Below are 22,268 nucleotides of genomic sequence, written 5' to 3'. Positions count from 1 at the left end.
GCGCAGTAGCGCGAACTTTGTAGTTCGCGCTACTGCACGGCCACCATCTTATTCTACAGAAAAGCCCGCCGCTGACGTTCAGCGGCGGGCTTTTCTGCGCAAGCAGCGGCACCTATTGCGGCCGGGCCGCGGGCGGGGCGGCGGCGTTGCGCTGCTGTTCCTGCTTGGCTTTGGCCTGCTGCTTCACCGACTGTTTGATGCTGGACCAGTTCAGGGTAAACATCACCACTACACCCACTACAATGAGCATGATGTAACCCAGCATAAAGGTCAGAAAGCCGCGCCACAGGCGACCCAGCCAGCCGATAGTTGTATGATTTAGCAAATTGCCGTAAGCCCACGAGGCGTAGCCTATCACCAGCAGCAGCGCGTAGAAGCTGAAGGTCTGGATCTGGGGCGTGCCGCTGTAGGCATACGTGACGGGCATCAGCAGCAGGGTGATAAAGTTGTTGATGGCCGTGATGAACGAGGCAATGATGAGGCATTCGGCGTAGTTGTAGCCGCCGCGCCGCAAAAACAAGCGGGCCGCCAGCGCCCAGAGCGGCACCGTCGCCAGGTAGCACCAGGCCAGGTATTTCATGAAAAACGCGCTGAACGACACCTGCATTTGATACACCGCCTCCGGCACGGTGGGGTCGCGGGGGGGCATCATGTTGATGTGCAGCGCCGAGAAGAGCACGGCATACACCCCCGTGATGAGAAACAGCAGCGACAGGGGCCGAAAATGGTCGACGCGCTGACCGGCTAGGTAGGCCCGGATAGTGGAACCGGGGCGGAATACCATCGTGCGCAGCGTGTACAGAATGCCCTTGTCAATGTGCCAGATAGAATGGAGCACGTCGTGGGGCATATCCTTCAGCGTGAGGCGGTGCGTGTGGTGCGCGTCCTGCCCGCAGCGCCCGCAGAACCGGTCGGGCACGGCATGACCGCAGTTCAGGCACGTATGCGCGGCGGTATGCGCGGCCTCTGAAGGAAGTGGATGAGGCGCGGCAACAGGTGCGGAAGGCAGGGAAACGGAGGACATAGTGTGGAAACCGGGGGATTGAAGGATTAATAATAGTGGATATTAGATAAAAAGCCCGCCGCTGTACGTCAGCGGCGGGCTTTTTGACTGTATTGAAAGCGTCTGCGTGCGTTAGAACAGCACGTGCTGGGCCAGTACTTTCTGCAAATCATAGATATTGACCTGCTTATTGAACTTGCGCATCACGCTGGGTTGGGTTTCGCCGGAAACCCAGATTTTCAGCTCCGCATCTAGGTCCAGATGGCCGGCCGTTTCGATGCCGAAGCGGGATATGCTTTTGTAGGCAATTGACAGGTAGTCGATTTTCTTACCCGTAAGGCCTTGTTTGTCTACCAGGATCAGGCGTTTGTTGGTGAAGATAAATACGTCCCGTACCAGCTTGAAGCCGATTTCGATGGCTTCGCCATCAGCCATCAGCATGCCGTATTCGGTTTGTAACTCGGAGGGTTGGGCAACGCCTGCGTTGCCGAGAATTGCGGAAAAGAATCCCATGTAGATAGGTAGTAAAAGGAGAATATGGTTGAGTTAGGAAGGTAAAGCAAATGCCGGGCTCTATCAAACAGCCCACCTTTGAAACAGCTGGCCAGGCTGGCCCGGGTGCTGCTTCACGCATCATAACGCCTACCTTCGCCCTGTTCCACCCCAGCGCCGCCGCCATGAGTATCGACCTTGCCAGCTTCCTGCACCACACGCCCGAGAGCGAGAAAACCACTGTCTACATTCATGTGGATGAAGATGAAATAGCCGCCTACGACGCCCTGCTGGTCGCCCAAACGCGGTTCCGCAAGCTCTACATCACGCTGGAGCCCAAGCGTCGCTACCTCACCCACACCCAGGTGCCGGGCGAGGAAGAGCCCGAAATCGACTTCCTAACCGACTACGAGGAGGTGGAGGCCCTTCTGGAAGACGCCGGGCTCGACGGCCTCCACGACGGCGAGCAGGGCATGTACGCTTCCCCGAATCGAGTGCCAGTTGTGAATAGAGAAAGGCGTAACTTTTCCTACCTGACGACTGCAACATGAAAAAAGGACGATTCAGCGAGGCCCAGATTGTGGCCATTTTACAGCAGCAAGCCAGCGGGCAGACCGTGGCTCAAATTGTGCGCGAGCACGGCCTGAGCGAGGCTACCTTTTATGCGTGGAAAAGCAAGTATGCGGGGGCTAGCCTGGCCGAGCTCACCCGCCTCAAACACCTGGAAGAAGAGAATCGCAAGCTCAAGCAGATGTTCGCCGACCTGAGCTTAGAGAATCAGGCTATCAAGGAGATATTGCGAAAAAAGTAGCTAGCCCTGCGGCGCGACGCCAGGCAGCGCAGGGCTTAGTGGGGAAAGGCTGGAGCCAGCGCCGGGCGTGTGCCCTGGTGGGGCTGGCGCGCGGCAGCTACCACCCCGTGGCGCGCGGGCGTGAGGACGAGCCCGTGCAGCAAGCCCTGCGGGCATTAAGTGGGCGGCATCCGGGCTGGGGCTTCTGGAAGTTGCACCACCGCCTGCGCAAAAATGGACTGATCATCAACCATAAACGCACGTTACGCATCTATCGGGCCCTGGCGCTCAACCTGCCTCGACGCCTGAAAAAGCGCCTGCCCGCCCGCGTGAAGCAGCCCTTGACCGTGCCCGAGGCCGCTAACGGGTGCTGGTCGCTCGACTTTACGAGCGATGTGTTGACCGATGGCCGCCGGTTCCGGACCTTGAACGTGCTCGACGATTACAACCGCGAGCTGCTGGGCGTGGAGATAGATTTTTCCTTGCCGGCCAGTCGCGTTGTGCAGGTGCTCACGCGCTTAGTCGAGTGCTATGGCCGTCCTGCGCAGTTGCGCACCGACAACGGGCCTGAGTTCATCAGCGCCAAATTGAGCGAGTGGTGTGAGCAGCAAGGCGTTATCCTGCACTGGATTCAGCCCGGCAAGCCGACGCAGAATGCCTATATCGAACGCTTCAACGGCTCGTTTCGCCGCGAACTGCTCGACGCCCACCTGTTTCGCTCACTGGCCCATGTGCGCCAGCTGGTGGACGAGTGGCGGCACGATTATAACACGCAACGGCCACACCAAGCCTTGAATTTTATGACCCCACTCGAATTTAAACAAGCAGCTTAACCTCTGCCTACCATTGGCTTATCGAATAGGGAAGCGTACAGGCATGCTCTATCATAACCTGCTGTTCCTGCTCATGAACCCCTGAGCGGTAGTGTTCCTGCCGTTTGCTGAACATAAAAGCGGCCCGCTCATCCTCGGATGAGCGGGCCGCTTTTGTGTAGCTACCGAAAGATTAGAAGCGGAACAGTGGGCGAGCCGGGTTCCAGTTGCCGAGGCCCCACGGAATCATGAGCAACACCAGGATTAGCGAAACTGTGAACCAGATGAAGGCTTTTTTGTGCTTGAGCACGGCCTCAGGCGCTTTCTTGGAAAGTGTGCGGCCCACCTGTGCAGCCACCACGGCTAACACCATAATGCTGATGTGCTCCACGCCCCAGAAGCGGGCAATGGGGTCTTTCATGGCGCCGGCCACTTTCATGCCCTGCAGGCCCACCGGGCTGTACACGAAATAGAGCAGCAGCCCCAGCAGCAGCTGCAGGTGCATGGAGCCCACGAAGGAAGCGCCCATGCCGTTGTCGGCCCCCACGAAGGGCTTGCGGCCCTGCCACCCCGAAAAGGCGCGGAAGATGGCAATCATCCCGAAAATAAGCACGAGCCAGCGGCTCCAGGAGTGCAGCACTAGTACGATTTGGTACATAAGCGAAGGTCAGTAGGTGAATTGGTGCCGGCAAAGCTAATCACGGATTTTTGCGTATCAGCTGGCTTGCACGGATTTTGTGGACGATGTGCAGTGGTACCACGAATTGCCCGGAGGGCTTCGTGGCACCACTGTCGCTGAACGACACGTTCAACCGTCAGCAACGCTGGTAGCACCACGACAGAAAAAGTCGTGGCACCACAGCACGCCGTCCACAAAATCCGTGCAATCCGTCTAATCCGAGGTTCAGAAAAGCAGGGGAGCCACGTCCTGCTTGTGGCCTTCGAAGTGGAAGACTTTTTCCGGCAAAAACTGCTCGCCCTCCTGGCGCATGATGGTGATGTTGTTGATGACCAGTTTCAGGTTGAAGGTCTGCTGGTTGAGGTACTGCAGCACCGGCCCCAGCATCTCGGGCGTGGTATCGTGCAGGGCCAGTGAAATGTGCGGCAGCCAGCAGTCGGGCCCGCTGAACTTGTCGGTGCGCAGGCACAGTGGCTGAGTGGCCTGAATAATGCGTCGATGCAGGTTGTTGAGCGCCTCGGAACGCAGCACCGGAATATAAATCACCGGATTGGGTCCCGGAAACAGCCCCAGACCAGTGGTGTAGGCCGGAAACGGCATGGTTTGCCGGGCTACATCACGCAACACTTGGTTCAGAGCCGAGAGCTTGCGCACTCCGGCCAGCTGGTAGGTGAAATGCGGATCGGGGGTGGCCTGCACATCGTCGAGGCCGAATTCGGTTTCCAGGCTTTTGATAATGCGGTTGATCCGCTCCGCATTTTGCGGGTTCAGCACAGATGTTATGGCGAGCATCAGTTGAAAAACGAGTAGAACAATGAGCGTGGCATACGGCCGCCGGCCGGCTTTCTGTTACTCGCTTGGCGCCGGATGGTTGCCGGAGCCCGCCGAGGTAGCCGGAAAATCAACAAACTGAGAGTTGGCTCAGCCCTGGCCGGCCACTTTATCGTAAGCGCAGGGCTAGTGCGTAGTGCGCCGCAGAAAGGTAATCAAACCTGACAGACAGCAGGCAGGTTTGGTACACTTTCAGCTCCTGATTACTTCTGTTCCAGTACGTAACCGCTCGTGTTTCAACCCACCACCGATTCTGCCGCCGTAGCTGCTGCGCCCCGCCGGAGGTGGGGCTGGTGGCTGGGGGGCGGCAGTCTGCTGCTGGTGCTGCTGCTGGCGGCCGCCGTAGCGTTCGGGCTCGACCCCTGGCTGCGCCACACCCTCGAAAAGCAGGTGCGCACCGCCAGCAACGGCCGCTACGAGCTGCGTATCGGCGCGCTGGAAACCCACCTCTGGACCCGCACCCTCACGGTGCGGCGGGTGCAGCTGCGCACCCTGCCCGCCGCCACTCCCGATACCGCCCGCCTGCCCGATCTGCGCCTCGATCTGGGGAAGCTGCAGGTGGCAGGCATCGGTTTGATGGCCATAGTGCGCCGCCAGATAGTGCCCATTGATAGTGTGGGGCTGGATTCAGTTCGGCTGCGGCTGGCGGGCATGCCGGCTTCCGCCGACACTGCCCGGCCGCTCTACCAGCAGCTGCCACTGGGTCTGCCCGGGGTGCGTTTTGGCGTGGTGGCGCTGCGCCGGGTGCAGGCCCGCTACGGCACCGTGCAGCACGCCGTGGCCCAGATCAACCGCGCCTCGCTGCGGGCCACCGATATAGAAGTGAGTGCTGCCGCCGCCGCCGATAGCTCCCGCATGGGCTACGCCCGCACCATTACGGCCGATGCCCGGGGCGTGCTGGCGCGGGTGCCAGGCCACGTAGTGCGGGCCGGGCATGGGCAGTTTGCCTCGGCCCGCGGCCGGTTTCAGCTGGATTCGGTGCGCGTGATGCCCCTGCGTGCCGTCAGCCGCCAGCGCACTCCCTCGGCGCGGGTGGCGCTGTGGCTCCCGCGTCTGCGGCTGGCCGGGCTGGCCGCCGCCGACCTGGCCCGCGGCCGGTTCCGGGCCGATTCTCTGGTGCTGGCGGCGGCGCAGCTGGCCCTGACGCTGCCCGCCGTGGCCCCACCGCCGCCCCACCAGCTGCTGGCGCCCTATTTCAAGGATATCCGTCTGAAGCAGTTGCGCATAACCAACAGCCGACTGCGGGTGCTGGGCGACGAGCACCGCCCGGAGCTGCGCCAGGTTACGCTGCTCGGGACGGATATCCGGCCGGTGGCAGCCACGTACAGCAAGGCAAACTATCTGTACTACGCCCGGGCCTGGCAGCTGCGCGCCGGTGGCGGGCGGCTGGAGGTATCGGCGCCGTATTACCACGCCACTTTCGGCGGCCTGCAGGCTGATACCCGCGCCCGCCAGCTTACGCTTGCCAGCGTGGCCGTGGCCCCCACCATGTCGGTAGCGGCGATGGCGCGCCGCAAGGGCCACCAGACGGCGCACGTATCGGTGCGCGCAGACCGGCTGGCGGCGCAGGGGCTCGACCTGTTTGCGCTGCTGCACGACGGCAGCGTGCTGGCGCAGCGGGTGGTGCTGGGCCGCGTGCAGGTGGCAACTACCAGCGACGGCCGTATGCCCATCAACCCCAACCGCTCCATCATGACGCCTGAGGCCATCGGCAAGCTGCCGGTGCGGGTAGACGTGCGCCAGCTCCGGCTGCAGCACGCCGACGTGCGCATGAGCTACCGCGCCCCGCGCAGCGCCCAGCCCGGCGTGATGGCCATCCGGCAACTGCAGGTTACGCTCCGCAACCTCAGCAACGACCCGCGCCGCATGAGCGCCGCCCGGCCCCTCACCGGCGAGGCTACCGGCCTGCTGCAGCGCCGCAGCTTCGCCCGCGTTTCGTTGCGCGCCAACCTGCTCGATGCCCAGGGTCGCCACACGCTGGTTGGCTCTCTTGGCGATGCGCCGTTGGCCATTCTCAACCCGATGATCGAGCCCACGCGCGGCATTCGGTTCCGGAGTGGCCGCATCGGCACCATCCGCTTTCAGATGCAGCTGGACCGCCAGCAGGCGCGTGGCACCATGTGGGCGCCCTATACCGACCTCAAGCTGGATCTGCTGAACCGCCAGGGCAAGCGCGACGCCCTGCGGCGCGTGGGTACCACGCTGGTCAACGGCTTGTTTCTGCGCGACAACAACCCGCGCCGGGTGGGCCGCGACCTGCAAACCGGCCGCATGACTTCGGGGCGGGAGCTGCGCTTCTCGGTATTTTCGCTGTGGCGCCAGGGCCTCGTCAGCGGGCTGCTCAATAGCGCCGGGGTGCCGGCGCCGCTGGCCAAGAAGCTCAGCGAAAGCGAGTAGTGGTGTTAGCGCCGTGGCTGGGGTGCCGTCGGAAATATTCGATAGATATATAGTGTTGATTAGGTTAGTTGAACTCTTTCCTAAATTTGATGATTGGCAGATGCGAGGCTGCTCTTTCCGGATGCCGGACAGCGCGGCGCCACCTTCTGTCTGCCCCCGTTCTTCGCTTCTATGACCGACATTTTATTTGACGTAAACCTGCACCACATGCCCGAGGAGTTCCTCACCGGCGACTGGTGCGTAGCCGACCGGGTGCTCAACCGCAATGCGCCGGATAGCTCACTGGCTCGGGCCACGCGGTTTGTGCTGCAGCCTGGCATTGTACAGGTGCAGGCCCCGGAGCTGCAGGATTCCGGCCAATGGACGATGGAGCGCGACTCACTGTTGAACCGGCCCTATCTGGAGCTGCGTCTGCTGCAGGAAGAAACCCGCGCGCTCATCACCCGCCTGCGCCGCTCCACCGATGGCCTGCAAAGCCAACTCAACCTCTACTTTCAGTCGGGCATGGAAATTCAGCTTGCCCGTCCCTGCTAAGCCTTTTGCTGCATGAATACCGAACCTATTTTTTCTGAAGAACAGCTCCGCCAGCAGACCAACGAGCAAATGCGGTTTCTCGCCGATTTCATTCCGCAGCTGGTGTGGTTCACTGACCCAAACGGGTTTCACATCTACTTCAATCAGCGCTGGATTGACTTCACGGGCTACACGCTGGCCGACAGCGTGGGCCCCAACATGTGGAACAACCTGCTGCACCCCGACGACCAGGACCGCGCCCGCCAGGTGTGGGGCCACTCGCTGGCTACCGGCGACTTCTACGAAATAGAGTACCGCTTCAAAGCCAAAAACGGTGACTACCGCTGGTTTCTGGGGCAGGCCCGCCCGCAGTTCAACGAGCAGGGCCAGATCCGACAGTGGTTTGGCACCTGCACCGACATTCACGAGCAGAAGGAAACCGAGTTTGCCTTGCGCAAGCGGGAGCAGGACCTGGAGCGCGCCTACTCTGATCTGGAAGTGAAAGTGACTTTCCGGACGCTGGAGCTGGAGCGCGAAGTGCAGGAGCTGCGCCGTCAGGTAGCACCCGGCCGGACTTTTTAACGCAAACCAGCCGCACGAAAAAGGGCGAATCCTGTGCAGGATTCGCCCTTTTTCGTGCGGCTGGTTTGCCGGAAACAGCGCCTTAAAAGCGCACTTTGCTGATCGTGAATACGGATACCGGTGGGCTCTGCATCATCTTGTCGAGGTTGGCATACAGCACGTAGCTGTCGGCGTCGCGGCGGGCGAGGGTGGTGGGGTATTGGGGCAGCGTGGCGAAGGTGCCGCTAAGCGTGGCGGCTGCCCAGCTGTTGCTGGTGCTGAGGCGGTACACTTTGCTTTGGCTGTTGGTCACTACCTGCAGCGTGTTGTTGTCCTGCAGCAGTAGGCCGTCGGCGGCGCGCAGGTCGAGGCCGGTGGTAGTCACGCGGGTGAAGCTGGCCGGGTTGCTGACGGGCACTTTGAACAGCGCGCCTTCGTCGGACTTGGCCACCAGCAGGTAGCCATCGGGGTGAAACACGATGCCGTTGAGGCCGAAAGCCCCGGCCGGCGCGGCCAGCTGCATATTGTCGAGAAACACGGTGGCCACGCCCTGCGGATCGACTTTGTAAATCACCGGCGCAAAGCTGTCGGTGACGTAAGCATTGCCCTGGTTATCCACGGCAATGTCGTTGGCGAAGTGGTTTGGGGCAGCACGTAGCGCGCCCAGATCAGTATTGAACAGCACCTGCCCATTGTCGCGGTTGAAGCTCACGAGCTTGGCGATGTTGCGCTGCGTGCCATTCGAAGAGGCTACCAGCAGGCGGTTGCGGCTGTCGTCGAGGTTCATGCCCACAGCCGAAATGATGCCGGCCCCGGAGGCGAAAACGCTGTAGGTGCCGTCATCCTTCACCTGGCCCACGTTGCCGGTGGTAAGGGAGCTGACCAGAAAGCGGCTGTTTTTGGCGTCGTACTGCACGCCTTCGGGGTAGAGATTGGGCACGGTAAACGCTACCGAGTCGGGGGCGGCTGGCGTGGCGTTGTCGTCATCGTCGTTGGAGCAGGAGGCGGTCAGCAGGCCGCCCAGCAGCAGCGTGGCCATGGCGAAGTGCCGAACGGGGCCGGCCAGGGTAGGGGAGAAGGTAGGCATGGAGTCGGAAAGGATAACGTGAACTATGTACCTACCCAGATACGGCATTACCAGTGCCGGCGGCGTGTAGAATTATGGGGAAGCAGTGCCGGCCGGGCCCGCGGCGGCGGCTCCGGGCCGGGCCGGGCCCCGGCCGTAACCAATCGGGGTGGGGGCGTGTTTGGGGCCTACGCTGCCATTCGCCCGTTTCCTCTATGCCTGTTCCCCAAAAGCTCGTTAAGGGCAATCTGCCCACCAAAATCTGCCTCACCTGCGGCCGCCCCTTCGAGTATCGCAAAAAGTGGCGCAACAGCTGGGACGAGGTGAAATACTGTGGCGAGAAATGCCAGCGCAACAAGCCCCGGCCGCCCTCTTCCCCGGCCGTCTGAAGGCATGGTGGCCGGCTACCGATTCCGTCCTATCTTCCCCGCAAAAACCTGCCCGATGAACCGAAGAATATTCCTGCGCAACAGCTCGCTGGCCGGCCTGGCCATTTCCACCTTCACGCTGGATGCGTGCTCGTCGTCGCCTTCTTCAGCTCCCGAAGCCGGGGCGGCAGCCGGCGCCGGGCCGGAAGCGCTGCCGCCGTTTGAGCTGCACGAGGCCACGGTAGCGGGGCTGCAGGAGCAGATGAAAAGCGGCCAACGCTCGTCGCGGGTGCTGTGTGAGCTGTACCTCAAGCGCATTGAGGCCATTGATAAGGCCGGGCCGCGGCTCCACTCCGTTATCGAGCTGAACCCCGACGCCCTGACCATTGCCGACCAGCTCGACCAGGAGCGCAAAACCGGCAAGCTGCGCGGCCCGTTGCACGGCATTCCGGTGCTGATCAAGGACAACATTGACACCGCCGACCAGATGCGCACCAGCGCCGGCTCGCTGGCGCTGGCCAGCCACAAGGCCACCCAGGATGCCTTCATCGTGGGTAAGTTGCGCGAGGCCGGCGCGGTGGTGCTGGGCAAAACCAACCTCAGCGAGTGGGCCAACTTCCGCTCGACGCGCAGCACCAGCGGCTGGAGCAGCCGCGGCGGCCAGACCCGCAACCCCTACATCCTCGACCGGACGCCCAGCGGGTCCAGCGCTGGCTCGGGTGCGGCGGCCTCGGCCAACCTGTGCGCGGTGGCCATCGGCACCGAAACCGACGGCTCCATCGTGTCGCCGGCCTCGTGCTGCGGGCTGGTGGGCATCAAGCCCACGGTGGGCCTGCTGAGCCGCACCGGCATCATCCCCATTTCGGCCACCCAGGACACGGCTGGCCCCATGGCGCGCACCGTGCAGGACGCGGCCCTGCTGCTGGCCGCCACCGCCGGCGCCGACCCCGCCGACGCCGCCACCAAAGCCAGCGCCGGCAAAATCCCCGCCGACTACACCACGTTCCTGAACGCCGACAGCCTGCGCGGCAAGCGGCTGGGCGTGGAAAAAGGCCATCTGACGGGGGCTTCCGATGCCATCGGCCTGCTCAAAGCGGCCATCGAGCTGCTCAAGGCGCAGGGCGCTACGGTGGTGGAAGTGGAGGTGGAGAAGCTGACCGACCCGCTGGGCGAGGCCGAATACGACGTGCTGCTGTACGAGTTCAAGGATGGCGTGAACAAGTATCTGGCTACGGCTGGCGCCGAGGTGAAAACCCTGGCCGACGTCATTGCCTTCAACACCCGCAACAAGCCCAAGGCCATGCCCTACTTCCAGCAGGAAATTCTGGAAGCCTCCGAGAAGCTGGAGGGCCTGGGCAGCCCCAAATACCAGGCGGCCCTGCGCAAGTCGCAGCAGGGCGCCCGCGCCGCCCTCGACGGCGTGCTGCGGGGCCAGCAGCTTGATGCCATAGTGGCCATCACCAACAGCCCCGCCCGCTGCATCGACCTGATCAACGGCGACGCGGGCGGCGGGCCGGGCTTCTCGTCGCCGGCGGCCATGGCGGGCTATCCGCACATTACGGTGCCTATGGGCCAGGTGTACGGGCTGCCGGTGGGCCTCTCGTTTGTGGGGGCGGCGTGGCAGGAAGGGCCGTTGCTGGGCCTAGCCTACGCCTACGAGCAGGCCTCGAAGAAGCGGGTGGCACCAGAGTTCAAAGCGCCGTTTGTGGGATAAGTGAGGCCGGCCCCGATCCGACGCCAGAGGCGCGTCGGATCGGGGCGCTACGGCACGTACTGCTCATCGAGCCGCACTGCTACCCCCTGCTTGGTTTCGATGATGAACGGCGAGAGAGTAAGCGTCCGGGGTACGTTGGCCTGCAGTTTGGCCGGAGTGGCAGGCACGCGTTCCAGGCCGTTTTCGCTACTGCGCCACAGCGTGAAAGTTGCCGCCGCCGCCAGCGGGAACGTGCGCAGCTTGGGGTTGTCGTTGACGATGTAGTAGTCGTTGAAGACCGAGTACACGGTGTCGCCTTTCACGACGTCCACGGCCGCGTCGCCCTTGCGGCGGGCGGCGGCCACGGCGGCCTCGCCGCTCAGAAACTGCACGTAATCCACGTCCACGTAGTACTGCCCATTCTGCTGGTAGAAGCGCCGGATGTAGGCGTGGCTGCGGCCGGTTTCGCCCACGGCTTCGGTCGTGGATTGCTCACTTTTGAGGTCGTCCGGAATGGTTTCGGCCATGCTCTGGCCCGACGATTCGCGGTCGGTGGAGGTGCAGGCGGCCAGGAGCAGGACCGGGGCAAGCAGGAGCAGTTTCATGCCGCAAGGTACGGAGTGGCGAATGGGTAGTTCGGAGTTTTGGAGGCAGGCCTTGGCCTGTCAATCACTTGATAGTACCGGCCAGCACATATCTTTGCCTATCACTTACGCAGTTGAAAGTATGGCTCTCATCACCGACGTGTCGCAACTGGACCTCTCGCGCCGCTATACCTATGCCGACTACCTGACTTGGCAGCTGACCGACTGGGTGGAGCTGATCCGGGGTAAAGTGCGCCTGATGAGCCCCGCGCCCAAGCGTAGGCACCAGGATATAACGCGCAATATCGAGCTGCCGATTATGCAGTTTTTGCGCGGCAAAAGTTGCAAGATGTATCATGCTCCCTTCGACGTGCGCCTCACCCGCAGCACGCCCAACGGTGACGCCAGCATCGAAACCGTGGTGCAGCCCGATGTATGCGTCATCTGCGACCCGCAGAAGCTCGACGACCGGGGCTGCCTCGGCGCCCCCGACTGGATCATCGAAATCCTGAGTGCCGGCAACATCTCGCGCGACACCAAGGAGAAATTCGACCTCTACGAAGAAGCCGGCGTGCTGGAATACTGGGTGGTAGCGCCGGAACAGAAAAACATCATTGTATACCTGCTCGACGAAGCCGGCCGCTACCAGCTACGAGGCGAATTTTACACGCCCGGCTTGATTCCGGTGGCTACGCTGCCGGAGCTGCAGATGGAGTGGGCGGAGGTGTTCGAGGGCGTGTAGGAAACGGCCTAACTCCGTTGAAAATCCCAGCTCTCCGCCACGCATTCGAAGGTGTTGTCTCTCAGGAAAAACACAAATTGGTGAAGCTGAGTGGATCCAGCGACTGACCCAAGAGTAAAGGCATCTTGAGGAAAGTCAGTCTGCCAGTCGGTAAACAGCTCATAAAATTCTCCCCACGGCAATTGTTGGTCGTTGTAGCGGTGCTGCCCTCTATAATAGCCTTCATCGTTTAGCGTGTTAAAGGAATACTTGTGGCAGTTCCGGAACGTCAGACACGCCTTGTCGCCTTCCTGAAATTGCGCGAACTGGAAGGCATTCAGGTAAAACTCAAGCTGCACAGTCTGGCCTGCGACGGTCAGGTGTGGCTCCGGAGCATTCGGGTCAGCATTCCAGTCGTGGTTGAGCTGTTGGTAGCGCATAGTATACCTTGTTGTAGAGTAGTCAGAATTGCATCGTCTCAAACCCGTACCTTTGCGGCCTCAGACCCAGCAAAGCAGAATGATTTCCATTAGCGACTTAGACTTCCATTTCGGCTCCCGTACGCTCTACGACAAGGCCAGCCTGCACATCAAACCCAAGGATAAGATTGGCCTGATCGGGCTTAACGGCCGGGGCAAATCCACGCTGCTGCGCATTCTGGTGGGCGAATATAAGCCCGACGGCGGCAGCATCTCCATGAGCAAAGACGTGAGCCTAGGCTTCCTCAACCAGGATCTGCTCAGCTACGACTCGCACGAATCCATCCTGGTAGTGGCCATGCAGGCGTTTTCGGAGGCCCTGGAGCTGCAGAAGAAGATCGACGCTATCCTGCTGGAGTTTGAAACCAACTACACCGACGATTTGGTGGAGAAGCTGGCCGACCTGCAGGAGCGGTTCGAGTCGCTGGGCGGCTATACCATGCAGGCCCGCACTGAGGAGATTCTGGAAGGTCTGGGCTTCACTACGGAGGAGCTGCAGCGCCCGCTGAAGCTGTTTTCAGGTGGCTGGCGCATGCGCGTGATGCTGGCCAAAATCCTGCTTCAGCAACCCTCCCTGTTGCTCCTCGACGAACCAACCAACCACCTGGACTTGCCGAGTATCAAGTGGATTGAAAACTACCTGGCCGGCTACGAAGGCGCGGTTATCATCGTAAGCCACGACCGGGAATTCCTGGACCGCACCACCAACACCACCGTGGAAGTGACGGGCGGCAAACTGGTGCCGTACGCCGGCAACTACTCGTATTACATTGAGGAGAAACTGGAGCGCAACCTGATTCAGAAAGGCGCTTTCGAGAACCAGCAGGCCCAGATCAAGCAGGCTGAGCGGTTTATTGAGCGTTTCAAGGCCAAAGCCAGCAAAGCCAAGCAGGCCCAGAGCCGCGTGAAGGCGCTGGACAAGCTGGAGCGCATCGAGGACGTAGCCGGCGACGATGCCAAGGTGAACATCAAGTTCAACTTCACCGTAGCGCCCGGCCGCCACATCCTGCGCATGGAGCACGTGGGCAAGAAATACGGCGAGAAAATTATCTTCCGCGACACCCACGTGCACATCGAGCGGGGCGACAAAATTGCCCTCATTGGCGCCAACGGCAAGGGCAAATCCACGCTGATGCGGCTGGTGGCCGGCCAGGAGGCGCCCACCAACGGCAACCACCAGTTGGGCCATAACGTCATCATGTCGTTCTACGCCCAGCACCAGCTGGAAAGTCTGCGCGTCGAGAACGAGATTCTGCAGGAGATGATTGAGGCCGGCTCGCGCCGCTCCGAAATGGAGCTGCGCTCGGTGCTGGGCTCGTTTCTGTTCACGGGCGAGGAAGTGTACAAGAAAATCAAGGTGCTGAGCGGCGGCGAGAAAAGCCGCGTGGCGCTGGCCAAAACCTTGATTTCCGAGGCCAACTTCCTGCTCCTCGACGAACCGACCAACCACTTGGACATGCAGTCGGTGAACATCCTGATTCAGGCGCTCGACCAATACCAGGGTACCTACATCGTGATTAGTCACGACCGGTTCTTTGTGGAGAACGTGGCCAACAAAATCTGGTACATCGAGGACTTCCAGCTCAAGGAATATCCCGGCACCTACGCCGAATACGAGCAATGGCAGGAAGACCGGGAGAAGGCCGCCAAGAAAGCCGGCCTGCCTTCGCCATCGGCCGCGAAACCCGTTCCGAAAGAGGAAAAGAAGGTAGAAGCCGCCCCGGCCAAAACGCCTTCCCCCGACCAGAAGAAAGCCCTGAAGGAGCTTGCCGAAATAGAAAAGAAAATCGACGAGCGGGAAAAAGAGCTGGCCGTTTACGAAAAGCAGCTGGCCGACCCACAGATCTACCAGAACGCCGCGCAGCTGAAAGACGCCACGCTGAAGTTCGAGCAGGTGAAAAAGGAGCTGGCCCAACTCAACGACCGTTGGGAAATGCTGGCCGAAATGTAATTGTCCGCAGTTACCAATAACGAAACGCCCCGTCGGAAGCCACGTGCTTCCGGCGGGGCGTTTCGCGTTTTCCGGGGCACGATGTACTAACAGTGCAGCATTGAACGATGTAGAGACGCGTATTCACATCTCGTCATTGAACGGCCGGATCCGCGCCAGATAAACAACGTCAGCAACGAGTGAGACGCGAATACGCGTCTCTACACCGGGACGATACCAGCTCCTTTACCAACTATATTTTGTCTTTCCAGATAAGAATGATTCTTATCTGGGTGGCATTGACTACTTTTGAGCCCGACAACAAACAGCCCCGGTTGGGGCTTGTATTGGAGTCGTACCGGTTGCCGTCGGCGGACGGAAAACTGGTTAGCAAGCGTCTTTTCAGCGTTACGTTCAAACCATCCCAAACAACCCCATGGCGCACGAACAGAAGGGGCACGCCCCCGAGAACAACACCACCGAGTACTTCATGAACGACACTTCCGTGGCTAAGTGCCCGGTAATGGGCGGGCAGCTGAAGCAGACCGCCGGCAGCGGCACCCGCAACCGCGACTGGTGGCCCAACCAGCTGCGGCTCAACATCCTGCGGCAGCAGTCGGCGCTGTCGAACCCGATGGACCCGGACTTCAACTACGTAGAGGAATTCAAGAAGCTCGACCTGGCCGCTGTGAAGCAGGATCTGTTCGAGCTGATGACCACTTCCCAGGACTGGTGGCCCGCCGACTACGGCCACTATGGCCCGTTCTTCATCCGCATGGCCTGGCACAGCGCCGGCACTTACCGCATTGCCGATGGCCGCGGTGGCGCCGGTTCGGGTATGCAGCGTTTCGCCCCGCTCAACAGCTGGCCCGATAACGCCAACCTCGACAAGGCCCGCCTGTTGCTGTGGCCCGTGAAGCAGAAGTACGGCCGCCAGATTTCCTGGGCCGATTTGATGATTCTGGCCGGTAACTGCGCGCTGGAGTCGATGGGCCTGAAGCCGTTCGGCTACTCGGGTGGCCGCGCCGACGTGTGGGAGCCGCTGGACGAAATCTACTGGGGCTCGGAGAAGGAGTGGCTCGGTGGCGACCTGCGCTACTCCGGCGACCGGCAGCTGGAAAAGCCGTTGGCAGCCGTGCAGATGGGCCTCATCTACGTGAACCCCGAAGGCCCGAACGGCAACCCCGACCCGATGGCTTCGGCCCGCGACATCCGCGAAACGTTCGGCCGCATGGCCATGAACGATGAGGAAACGGTGGCCCTGATTGCCGGCGGCCACACCTTCGGCAAAACCCACGGTGCCGCCGACCCCGCCAAGTACATCACCCACGAGCCCGCCGCGGCCGGCATTGCCGAGCAGAGCAAAGGCTGGCTGAACTCCTACGGCACCGGTAACGCCGGCGACACCATCACCAGCGGCCTGGAAGGCGCCTGGACCTCCACGCCCGCCCAGTGGGGCCACGACTACTTCAAGTTCCTGTTTGAGTTTGAGTGGGAGCTGACCAAGAGCCCTGCCGGCGCGCACCAGTGGAAGCCCAAAAACAACGGCGGCGAAGGCCTGATTCCGGATGCCCACGACCCCGCGAAGAAGCACGCGCCGTTCATGCTCACCACCGACCTCGCCCTGCGCGTGGACCCGGCCTACGAGAAGGTTTCCCGTCGCTTCCTCGAAAACCCCGAGGAGTTTGCCGATGCCTTCAGCCGCGCCTGGTTCAAGCTCACGCACCGCGACATGGGCCCGATTTCCCGCTATGTAGGCCCCGACGTACCCGCCGAGGAGCTGATCTGGCAGGATCCGGTGCCCGCCGCCACCTACGAGCAGATTGACGAGGCCGACGTGGCTGCTTTGAAAGACAAGCTGCTGAGCTCCGGCCTTACGGTAGGTCAGCTGGTGCGTACGGCCTGGGCTTCGGCCTCCACGTTCCGCGGCTCCGACAAGCGCGGCGGGGCCAACGGGGCCCGCATCCGGCTGGTGCCCCAGAAGTACTGGACGGCCAACAACCCCGCCGAGCTGGATAAGGTGCTGGACAAGCTGACGGCTATCCAACAGGAGTTCAACGCCAGCCAGACGGGCGGCAAGCAGGTTTCCCTTGCCGACCTGATTGTGCTGGGCGGCAGCGCCGGCATCGAGCAGGCGGCCCGCGCGGCCGGCCACGAGGTGCAGGTGCCTTTCAGCGCCGGCCGCACCGACGCCACCCAGGAGCAGACCGACGTGCAGTCGTTTGAGGCCCTGGAGCCCAACGCCGACGGTTTCCGCAACTACCTGGCTATTTATCACGAGGCCGTGGCCGAAGCCATGCTCATCGACCGCGCTCAGCTGCTGACCCTGACGGCTCCCGAAATGACGGTGCTGGTGGGTGGTCTGCGCGTGCTTGATGCCAACTACGACGGCTCGCAGCATGGTGTGTTCACCGACCGTCCCGGCCAGCTCACCAACGACTACTTCGTGAACCTGCTGGACATGGGCACCACCTGGAAAGCTACTTCGGAAGCCGATGAGCTCTTCGAGGGCAGCGACCGGAAGACCCGGGAAGTGAAGTGGACCGGTACCCGCGTGGACCTGATCTTCGGCTCGAACTCGGAGCTGCGCGGCGTGGCCGAAGTGTACGGCACCCACGACGCCCAGCCCAAGTTCCTGCGCGACTTCATCGCCGCCTGGACTAAGGTGATGAACCTGGACCGCTTCGACCTGCATCAGAACTAATGATGTAGGCGGCCAGCCGCCCGGATAGTAACGGATAGTAAAACGCCCCGCTCAAAGCTGTATGCTTTGGGCGGGGCGTTGTGCTGTAGCGCGCAGCCTTTGCTTCGCGTATCGTTGATGACCAGCAGGCATTCGCTAAAAAGTAACTTGTTCTGCGAAACGCGAAGCAAAGGCTGCGCGCTACAATCCGTGCTGTAGAGTGACGCCTTTACTTTGCGTTTCGCCGAGTAGTTTCTATCAGGTCTTCCTCTCGGTATTTCCCGTTTTCTGAACCACGAAGCCAACGCTTCGCGCTACATTCGCCCTTATGCTCCACCGCCTCGTTCCTGCTTTCTTGTTGCTGCTGGCCACGGCGTGTGTGCCGCTCGGTACGCCCATCACCGACCCCAACGCCGCCCGCCGGCCTGCCACGCCCGGCCAGGCCACCGCGCCACCCGAATACTACGCCGACAAAACCCTGCGCTACCAGGACCAGACCTACGACCCTAACGTGCGCAGCGTGCAGTGCTACGTGCAGTCGGGCAGCACCAACGAAATCTTCACGCCGCCGGTGGTGCCGCTCAGTCAGGAGCAGCCCATTGCCCTGGAGTTCGACCTGCTCGGCGACCAGAGCCAGCGCCTCACGGCCAAGCTCGTACACTGCGACCTGGACTGGAAGCCCTCTATTCTGACGGATATCCAGTTTCTGAACGAGATAAACGAGATTCTCATCACCAACTACCGCACCTCCGTCAATACCAAGGTGCCCTACTACCACTACCGCCTGCAGGTGCCGCGCGTGAAGCTGAGCGGCAACTACCTGCTGGTGGTGCAAAGCCCGGGCGGCACGCCGCTGCTCAGCCGCCGCCTGCTGGTGTACGACAACAGCGTGCAGATTTCGATGAAGCAGGGCATTCCGGTGGCGGGGCAGGAGCGCTACACGCTGCAGCAGATCGATTTTGGCATACGCTACAACATGCAGCTCGTGAACCCGGCCCAGGAAGTGAAAGTGGTGCTGCGCCAGAACTACCGCTGGGACAACGCCAAATACAACCTGCGCCCCACCTTCGTGCGCGACATCGACCGGCAGCTCGACTACCAGTATTTCAACTTCGAAAACGCCTTTCCGGCCCTGAGCGAGTTCCGCTTCTTCGACCTGCGCACGTTCCGGAGCCTGGGTATCGGGGTGGCGCAGCTGGATGCTGAAACCTCGCCCCGGCAGGCGCTGCTGCAGCTCGATGGCACCCGCAACGGCCGCGCCTATACCCAGCTCGACGACATCAACGGCCAGCGCGTGATTGAAAGCCGCGAGTACGGCAACGGCGCCACCAACGCCGACTATCTCGACGTGACGTTTCAGTTGAAAGCCGAGCAGCCCGCCGCCGGCCCCGTGTACGTGCTCGGGGCCCTCACCGACTGGCAGCTTAAAGACGAGTTCCGGATGACCTACGACGCGGAAAACCAGCGCTACACCGGCCACGCGCTGCTCAAGCAGGGCTACTACAACTACGTGTACGCCACCGCTACGCCCCAGGGGCTTAACAGCGTGGTGTGGGAAGGCAGCAACCAGGAAACCGAAAACCAATATGACCTGCTGGTGTATTACCGCCCGCCCGGCACCCGCGCCGACCTGCTCATCGGCTACCAGAGCCTCGACGTAAACCGCCGCCGGCCGTAGGGCAGCACCGGCCGGAATCAGTCGAAACGGCCGCGGCTGCGTAAAACTGCAGTTCCGCATATATATTCTGCTCCGCTGAGCCTGCTGTTGCATGTCGCACTACAACCTGATCCTGGTGATACTGGGCGTGGCCATTCTGGCCGTGGCCTGGCTGCCTTCCCTGCTGAAAAAGTTTCCCCTCTCGTATCCCATTCTGTTTGTGGGCCTGGGGATGCTGGTGTTCTGGCTGCCGCTGGGCCTGCCCAACCCCGACCCCAACGAGCACTCCACCTTCACTATGCACCTCACCGAAATCTGCGTGACGGTGGCCCTCACGGGTACGGGGCTCAAAATCGACCGTAAGTTTTCCCTTTGGCGCTGGCGAGCCCCGCTGCAGCTGGTAATGGTGCTGATGGGCATTACCATTGCCGTGTTTGCGGTGGTAGCCTGGAAGCTGGGCGGCTTGGTGCCGGCGTCGGCCCTGCTGCTGGCTGCCACGCTGGCCCCCACCGACCCCGTACTGGCCGGCGACGTGCAGGTGGGCAACCCCGGCGAGGGCCGCGAAGACAACGTGCGCTTCGCCCTGACTGGTGAGGCCGGCCTCAACGACGGCTTGGCCTTCCCGTTTGTGCACTTGGCCCTGGTGGTGCTGGCGGCCTCGTCGCTGCACCTGGGGCAGGAGCTGCTGCACTGGGCCTGGATGGACGTGCTCTACCGCACCGGCATGGGCGTGCTGGCCGGCTGGCTGGCCGGTTTGGCGCTGTCGTTTCTGATTTTTGATTTGCCCCGCCGCGTCCGGATCAACCCCGAGGCCTACGGGTTTGTGGCGTTGGCCGTCACGCTCACGGCCTACGGCGTGACCGAGCTGCTGCACGGCTACGGGTTTCTAGCCGTGTTTGTGGCCGCCGTGACGCTGCGCAGCCATGAGCGGAGCCACGAGTACCACACCGAGATGCACGAATTCACCGACCAACTGGAGCGCCTGCTCATTGTAGTGATTCTGATTCTGTTCGGCGGGGCCATTGTGCGCGGGCTGCTGGCCCCGCTCACCTGGACCGGCGCGGCCCTGGGCCTGTTTCTGCTCCTGATTCTGCGCCCCATGGGCGGCATCCTCACCCTGGGGCGCAGCCGCGTAACGTGGCCCGAGCGGCTGGTGATTTCCTTTTTCGGCATCCGGGGCATCGGCTCGTTTTTCTACCTGGCCTTTGCTTTGCATGAAGCGCAGTTTGCCGATGGCCGGCAGCTGTGGGCCATTACCGGCTTCACGGTGCTCACGTCCATCATTCTGCACGGCACGCTGGCCACGCCCGTCATGGACTGGCTCGATCGGCGGCATGGCCGGCCCACGGCTGGGGAGCTGGAGGAGCAGCAGCAGGCCGCCCCGGAGCACCCCCGCAACTGATCCGGCACGGAATTGGTCTGGCCGAGGAGCAGGAACTGTAACCTTGTCACCATCGGGCTTCGTTGCAGGCGTATCTTGCGCGTAACCTCCCCTTCCCACGCTCACTCTCTTTGCTCATGCCTACTCCCTCTTCCTTGCTGTACGCCGGTGCGGCGCTGGCTTTGCTGCCGGCCGCCGGCGCACGTTTCCTGACTTCCGCCCCGGTCCCGCAGCCGTCGGCTACCACGGCCGCCGTAGCGCTGCCCGTGCAGGGCGCGCAGCCCGATCCGCAGGTAATTGCCCAGTTCGGTTTGCTCGATAATGCCAAGCTCCAGAGCTACATCGACCAGAAAGGCATGCAGATGGGCCGCATCTCCGACCGCCCAGCCGACGTGAAAGGCTTTACGGTGGTTGATTCGCCCATCATTAACGCCTTTGCCACGCCCGATGGCCACGTGTATTTCACGCGGGGCATTCTGGCGCATTTCAACAACGAAGCGCAGTTCAGTGGGGTGCTTGGCCACGAAATCGGGCACATCACGGCCCGCCACGGCCAGAAGCAGCAGACCCGCTCCACCATTGCCAACGGCGCCTTGATTCTGGGTTCCATCCTGTCGAAGCGGGTGGCTTCGCTGGCCCAGCCGGCCTCGCAGGTGGTGGGCATCGGGCTGCTGAAATACGGCCGCGACGATGAAACCGAATCCGACCAGCTGGGCGTGAAGTACTCCAGCAAAATCGGCTACGACCCGGCTTCCATGGCCGATTTCTTCCTGACCCTCTCGCGTACCGAGCAAAGCAGCGGTGCGGCTACCGTGCCGTCATTTCTGTCGTCGCACCCCAACTCCGCCGACCGTTATACCAACGTGAAAAAGCTGGCCGCCCAGGCCGAGCAGCAGGCCGGCCGCCAACTGGCCGTCAACCGCGACCAGTACCTGCGCCTGATTGAGGGCCTGCCCTACGGCGACAACCCGCGCGAAGGCTACGTAGAAAACAGCGTGTTCTACCACCCCGACCTGAAGTTCCAGTTCCCGGTGCCGCAGGGCTGGAAGTCGCAGAACTCGCCGAGCCAGTTTCAGATGGCCGAGCCCAACGGCAAAGCCGTGCAGATTCTGCTGCCCGCCGGCAACAAAGGCCTCGATGAAACCACCCAGGCCCTGGCCGAACAGCTCAAGCTCCAGAACGCCCAGGCCCAGAAAACCACCGTCAACGGCTTACCGGCCATGATTATCCAGGGCGACCAGGTAGGGCAGGACCAGCAGACCGGCCAGCAGGGCGTCACGGCCAGTTCCCTGACCTACCTCATCCAGGACGGCCAGACGATTTACGCGCTGGTAGGCCTCTGCGGCCCCGGCACCCTCGGCACCTACGGCAGCACCTTCCAGCGCACGGCCCAGGGCTTCCGCCGCCTCACCGACGCCAGCAAAATCAACCGCCAGCCCGAGCGCATCCGCATCAAAACCGCCAAAGCCGGCCAGACCCTAGCCTCTGCCCTCGCCGCCAACGGCGTTTCCAGCAAGCGCTACGAGGAAATGGCCATCCTCAACGGCATGAAAACCACTGATAAGATGACGGCTGGAATGCTGTTTAAAGTGGTGGGAAAGTAGATTCAATAGAAGCGCAGAAACCAG

20 protein-coding genes are annotated in these 22,268 nt (G+C 62.0%); 13 read left to right on the top strand and 7 right to left on the bottom strand.

Going from position 1 to position 22,268, the window contains the following annotated elements:
- Positions 1-112 precede the first annotated feature (112 nt).
- Together O3303_RS08880 and O3303_RS08875 are read right to left on the bottom strand one after the other, a co-directional pair.
- Complete coding sequence (locus tag O3303_RS08880; RefSeq protein ID WP_269561703.1) at positions 113-1,024, bottom strand: DUF3667 domain-containing protein; 912 nt, start codon at positions 1,022-1,024, stop codon at positions 113-115.
- 111 nt (positions 1,025-1,135) lie between these two features.
- Complete coding sequence (locus tag O3303_RS08875; protein WP_269561702.1) at positions 1,136-1,516, bottom strand: PH domain-containing protein; 381 nt, start codon at positions 1,514-1,516, stop codon at positions 1,136-1,138.
- A 164-nt stretch (positions 1,517-1,680) separates the two neighbouring features.
- Here O3303_RS08875 and O3303_RS08870 point away from each other — a divergent pair, with 164 nt between their 5' ends.
- Together O3303_RS08870 and O3303_RS08865 are read left to right on the top strand one after the other, a co-directional pair.
- Positions 1,681-2,046: a hypothetical protein gene (locus tag O3303_RS08870; RefSeq protein ID WP_269561701.1), complete on the top strand. Its 366-nt coding sequence runs from the start codon at positions 1,681-1,683 to the stop codon at positions 2,044-2,046.
- A protein-coding gene (locus tag O3303_RS08865) for an IS3 family transposase (RefSeq protein WP_434086415.1) occupies positions 2,043-3,118 on the top strand; the annotation gives its coding sequence in 2 pieces (ribosomal slippage) (positions 2,043-2,295 and positions 2,295-3,118; 1,077 coding nt in all). Before O3303_RS08870 ends, O3303_RS08865 begins: the two co-directional genes overlap by 4 nt.
- Before the next feature lie 172 nt (positions 3,119-3,290).
- Here O3303_RS08865 and O3303_RS08860 read toward each other — a convergent pair.
- Both O3303_RS08860 and O3303_RS08855 read right to left on the bottom strand, forming a co-directional pair.
- The gene (locus tag O3303_RS08860) at positions 3,291-3,755 is read right to left on the bottom strand and encodes a hypothetical protein (RefSeq protein WP_269561700.1); all 465 of its coding nucleotides are present in this window, start codon (positions 3,753-3,755) and stop codon (positions 3,291-3,293) included.
- A 246-nt stretch (positions 3,756-4,001) separates the two neighbouring features.
- The gene (locus tag O3303_RS08855; RefSeq protein WP_269561699.1) at positions 4,002-4,550 is read right to left on the bottom strand and encodes a 2'-5' RNA ligase family protein; all 549 of its coding nucleotides are present in this window, start codon (positions 4,548-4,550) and stop codon (positions 4,002-4,004) included.
- A gap of 288 nt (positions 4,551-4,838) precedes the next feature.
- Between O3303_RS08855 and O3303_RS08850 the strand changes: the two genes are divergently transcribed.
- The 3 genes from O3303_RS08850 to O3303_RS08840 all read left to right on the top strand — a co-directional run bounded on the left by O3303_RS08850 (position 4,839) and on the right by O3303_RS08840 (position 8,099).
- Positions 4,839-7,004: a DUF748 domain-containing protein gene (locus tag O3303_RS08850; RefSeq protein WP_269561698.1), complete on the top strand. Its 2,166-nt coding sequence runs from the start codon at positions 4,839-4,841 to the stop codon at positions 7,002-7,004.
- Between the two features lie 171 nt (positions 7,005-7,175).
- Positions 7,176-7,538, top strand: a complete 363-nt coding sequence (locus tag O3303_RS08845) for a hypothetical protein (protein ID WP_269561697.1) — start codon at positions 7,176-7,178, stop codon at positions 7,536-7,538.
- Positions 7,539-7,550: 12 nt separating this feature from the next.
- The gene (locus tag O3303_RS08840) at positions 7,551-8,099 is read left to right on the top strand and encodes a PAS domain-containing protein (RefSeq protein ID WP_269561696.1); all 549 of its coding nucleotides are present in this window, start codon (positions 7,551-7,553) and stop codon (positions 8,097-8,099) included.
- An 82-nt stretch (positions 8,100-8,181) separates the two neighbouring features.
- Here the strand turns inward: O3303_RS08840 and O3303_RS08835 are convergent, their stop codons facing one another.
- Entirely contained in the window at positions 8,182-9,165 is a 984-nt protein-coding gene (locus tag O3303_RS08835; RefSeq protein ID WP_269561695.1) for an SMP-30/gluconolactonase/LRE family protein, read from the bottom strand.
- A 194-nt stretch (positions 9,166-9,359) separates the two neighbouring features.
- On the opposite strand from O3303_RS08835, the gene O3303_RS08830 reads away from it, so the two are divergent.
- Positions 9,360-9,533, top strand: coding sequence for a DUF2256 domain-containing protein (locus tag O3303_RS08830; RefSeq protein ID WP_269561694.1), 174 nt, complete (start codon positions 9,360-9,362; stop codon positions 9,531-9,533).
- A 55-nt stretch (positions 9,534-9,588) separates the two neighbouring features.
- Positions 9,589-11,226, top strand: coding sequence for an amidase (locus O3303_RS08825; RefSeq protein ID WP_269561693.1), 1,638 nt, complete (start codon positions 9,589-9,591; stop codon positions 11,224-11,226).
- Positions 11,227-11,273: 47 nt separating this feature from the next.
- Here the strand turns inward: O3303_RS08825 and O3303_RS08820 are convergent, their stop codons facing one another.
- The gene (locus O3303_RS08820) at positions 11,274-11,810 is read right to left on the bottom strand and encodes a hypothetical protein (RefSeq protein WP_269561692.1); all 537 of its coding nucleotides are present in this window, start codon (positions 11,808-11,810) and stop codon (positions 11,274-11,276) included.
- Between the two features lie 121 nt (positions 11,811-11,931).
- Between O3303_RS08820 and O3303_RS08815 the strand changes: the two genes are divergently transcribed.
- Positions 11,932-12,531, top strand: coding sequence for a Uma2 family endonuclease (locus tag O3303_RS08815; RefSeq protein WP_269561691.1), 600 nt, complete (start codon positions 11,932-11,934; stop codon positions 12,529-12,531).
- 8 nt (positions 12,532-12,539) lie between these two features.
- Here O3303_RS08815 and O3303_RS08810 read toward each other — a convergent pair whose 3' ends face one another.
- Positions 12,540-12,950, bottom strand: coding sequence for a hypothetical protein (locus tag O3303_RS08810; protein WP_269561690.1), 411 nt, complete (start codon positions 12,948-12,950; stop codon positions 12,540-12,542).
- 79 nt (positions 12,951-13,029) lie between these two features.
- Between O3303_RS08810 and O3303_RS08805 the strand changes: the two genes are divergently transcribed.
- The 5 genes from O3303_RS08805 to O3303_RS08785 all read left to right on the top strand — a co-directional run bounded on the left by O3303_RS08805 (position 13,030) and on the right by O3303_RS08785 (position 22,244).
- Positions 13,030-14,940 carry an ABC-F family ATP-binding cassette domain-containing protein gene (locus O3303_RS08805; protein WP_269561689.1) on the top strand — a complete coding sequence of 637 codons (1,911 nt, stop codon included), beginning with the start codon at positions 13,030-13,032 and terminating at the stop codon, positions 14,938-14,940.
- Positions 14,941-15,409: 469 nt separating this feature from the next.
- A complete protein-coding gene (gene katG / locus O3303_RS08800; protein ID WP_269561893.1) occupies positions 15,410-17,623 on the top strand; it encodes a catalase/peroxidase HPI in 2,214 nt (737 codons plus the stop codon).
- A 307-nt stretch (positions 17,624-17,930) separates the two neighbouring features.
- A complete protein-coding gene (locus O3303_RS08795; RefSeq protein ID WP_269561688.1) occupies positions 17,931-19,280 on the top strand; it encodes a type IX secretion system plug protein in 1,350 nt (449 codons plus the stop codon).
- Positions 19,281-19,371: 91 nt separating this feature from the next.
- Positions 19,372-20,661: a cation:proton antiporter gene (locus tag O3303_RS08790; RefSeq protein ID WP_269561687.1), complete on the top strand. Its 1,290-nt coding sequence runs from the start codon at positions 19,372-19,374 to the stop codon at positions 20,659-20,661.
- A 116-nt stretch (positions 20,662-20,777) separates the two neighbouring features.
- Complete coding sequence (locus O3303_RS08785) at positions 20,778-22,244, top strand: M48 family metalloprotease (protein ID WP_269561686.1); 1,467 nt, start codon at positions 20,778-20,780, stop codon at positions 22,242-22,244.
- Positions 22,245-22,268: the final 24 nt, after the last annotated feature.

Origin of the sequence: Hymenobacter canadensis, from assembly GCF_027359925.1 — a bacterium.
In the GTDB taxonomy this organism is placed as follows: Bacteria; Bacteroidota; Bacteroidia; order Cytophagales; family Hymenobacteraceae; genus Hymenobacter; species Hymenobacter canadensis.
Note: the sequence above shows the minus strand (reverse complement) of the source record. Positions and strands in the feature narration are given on the sequence as shown.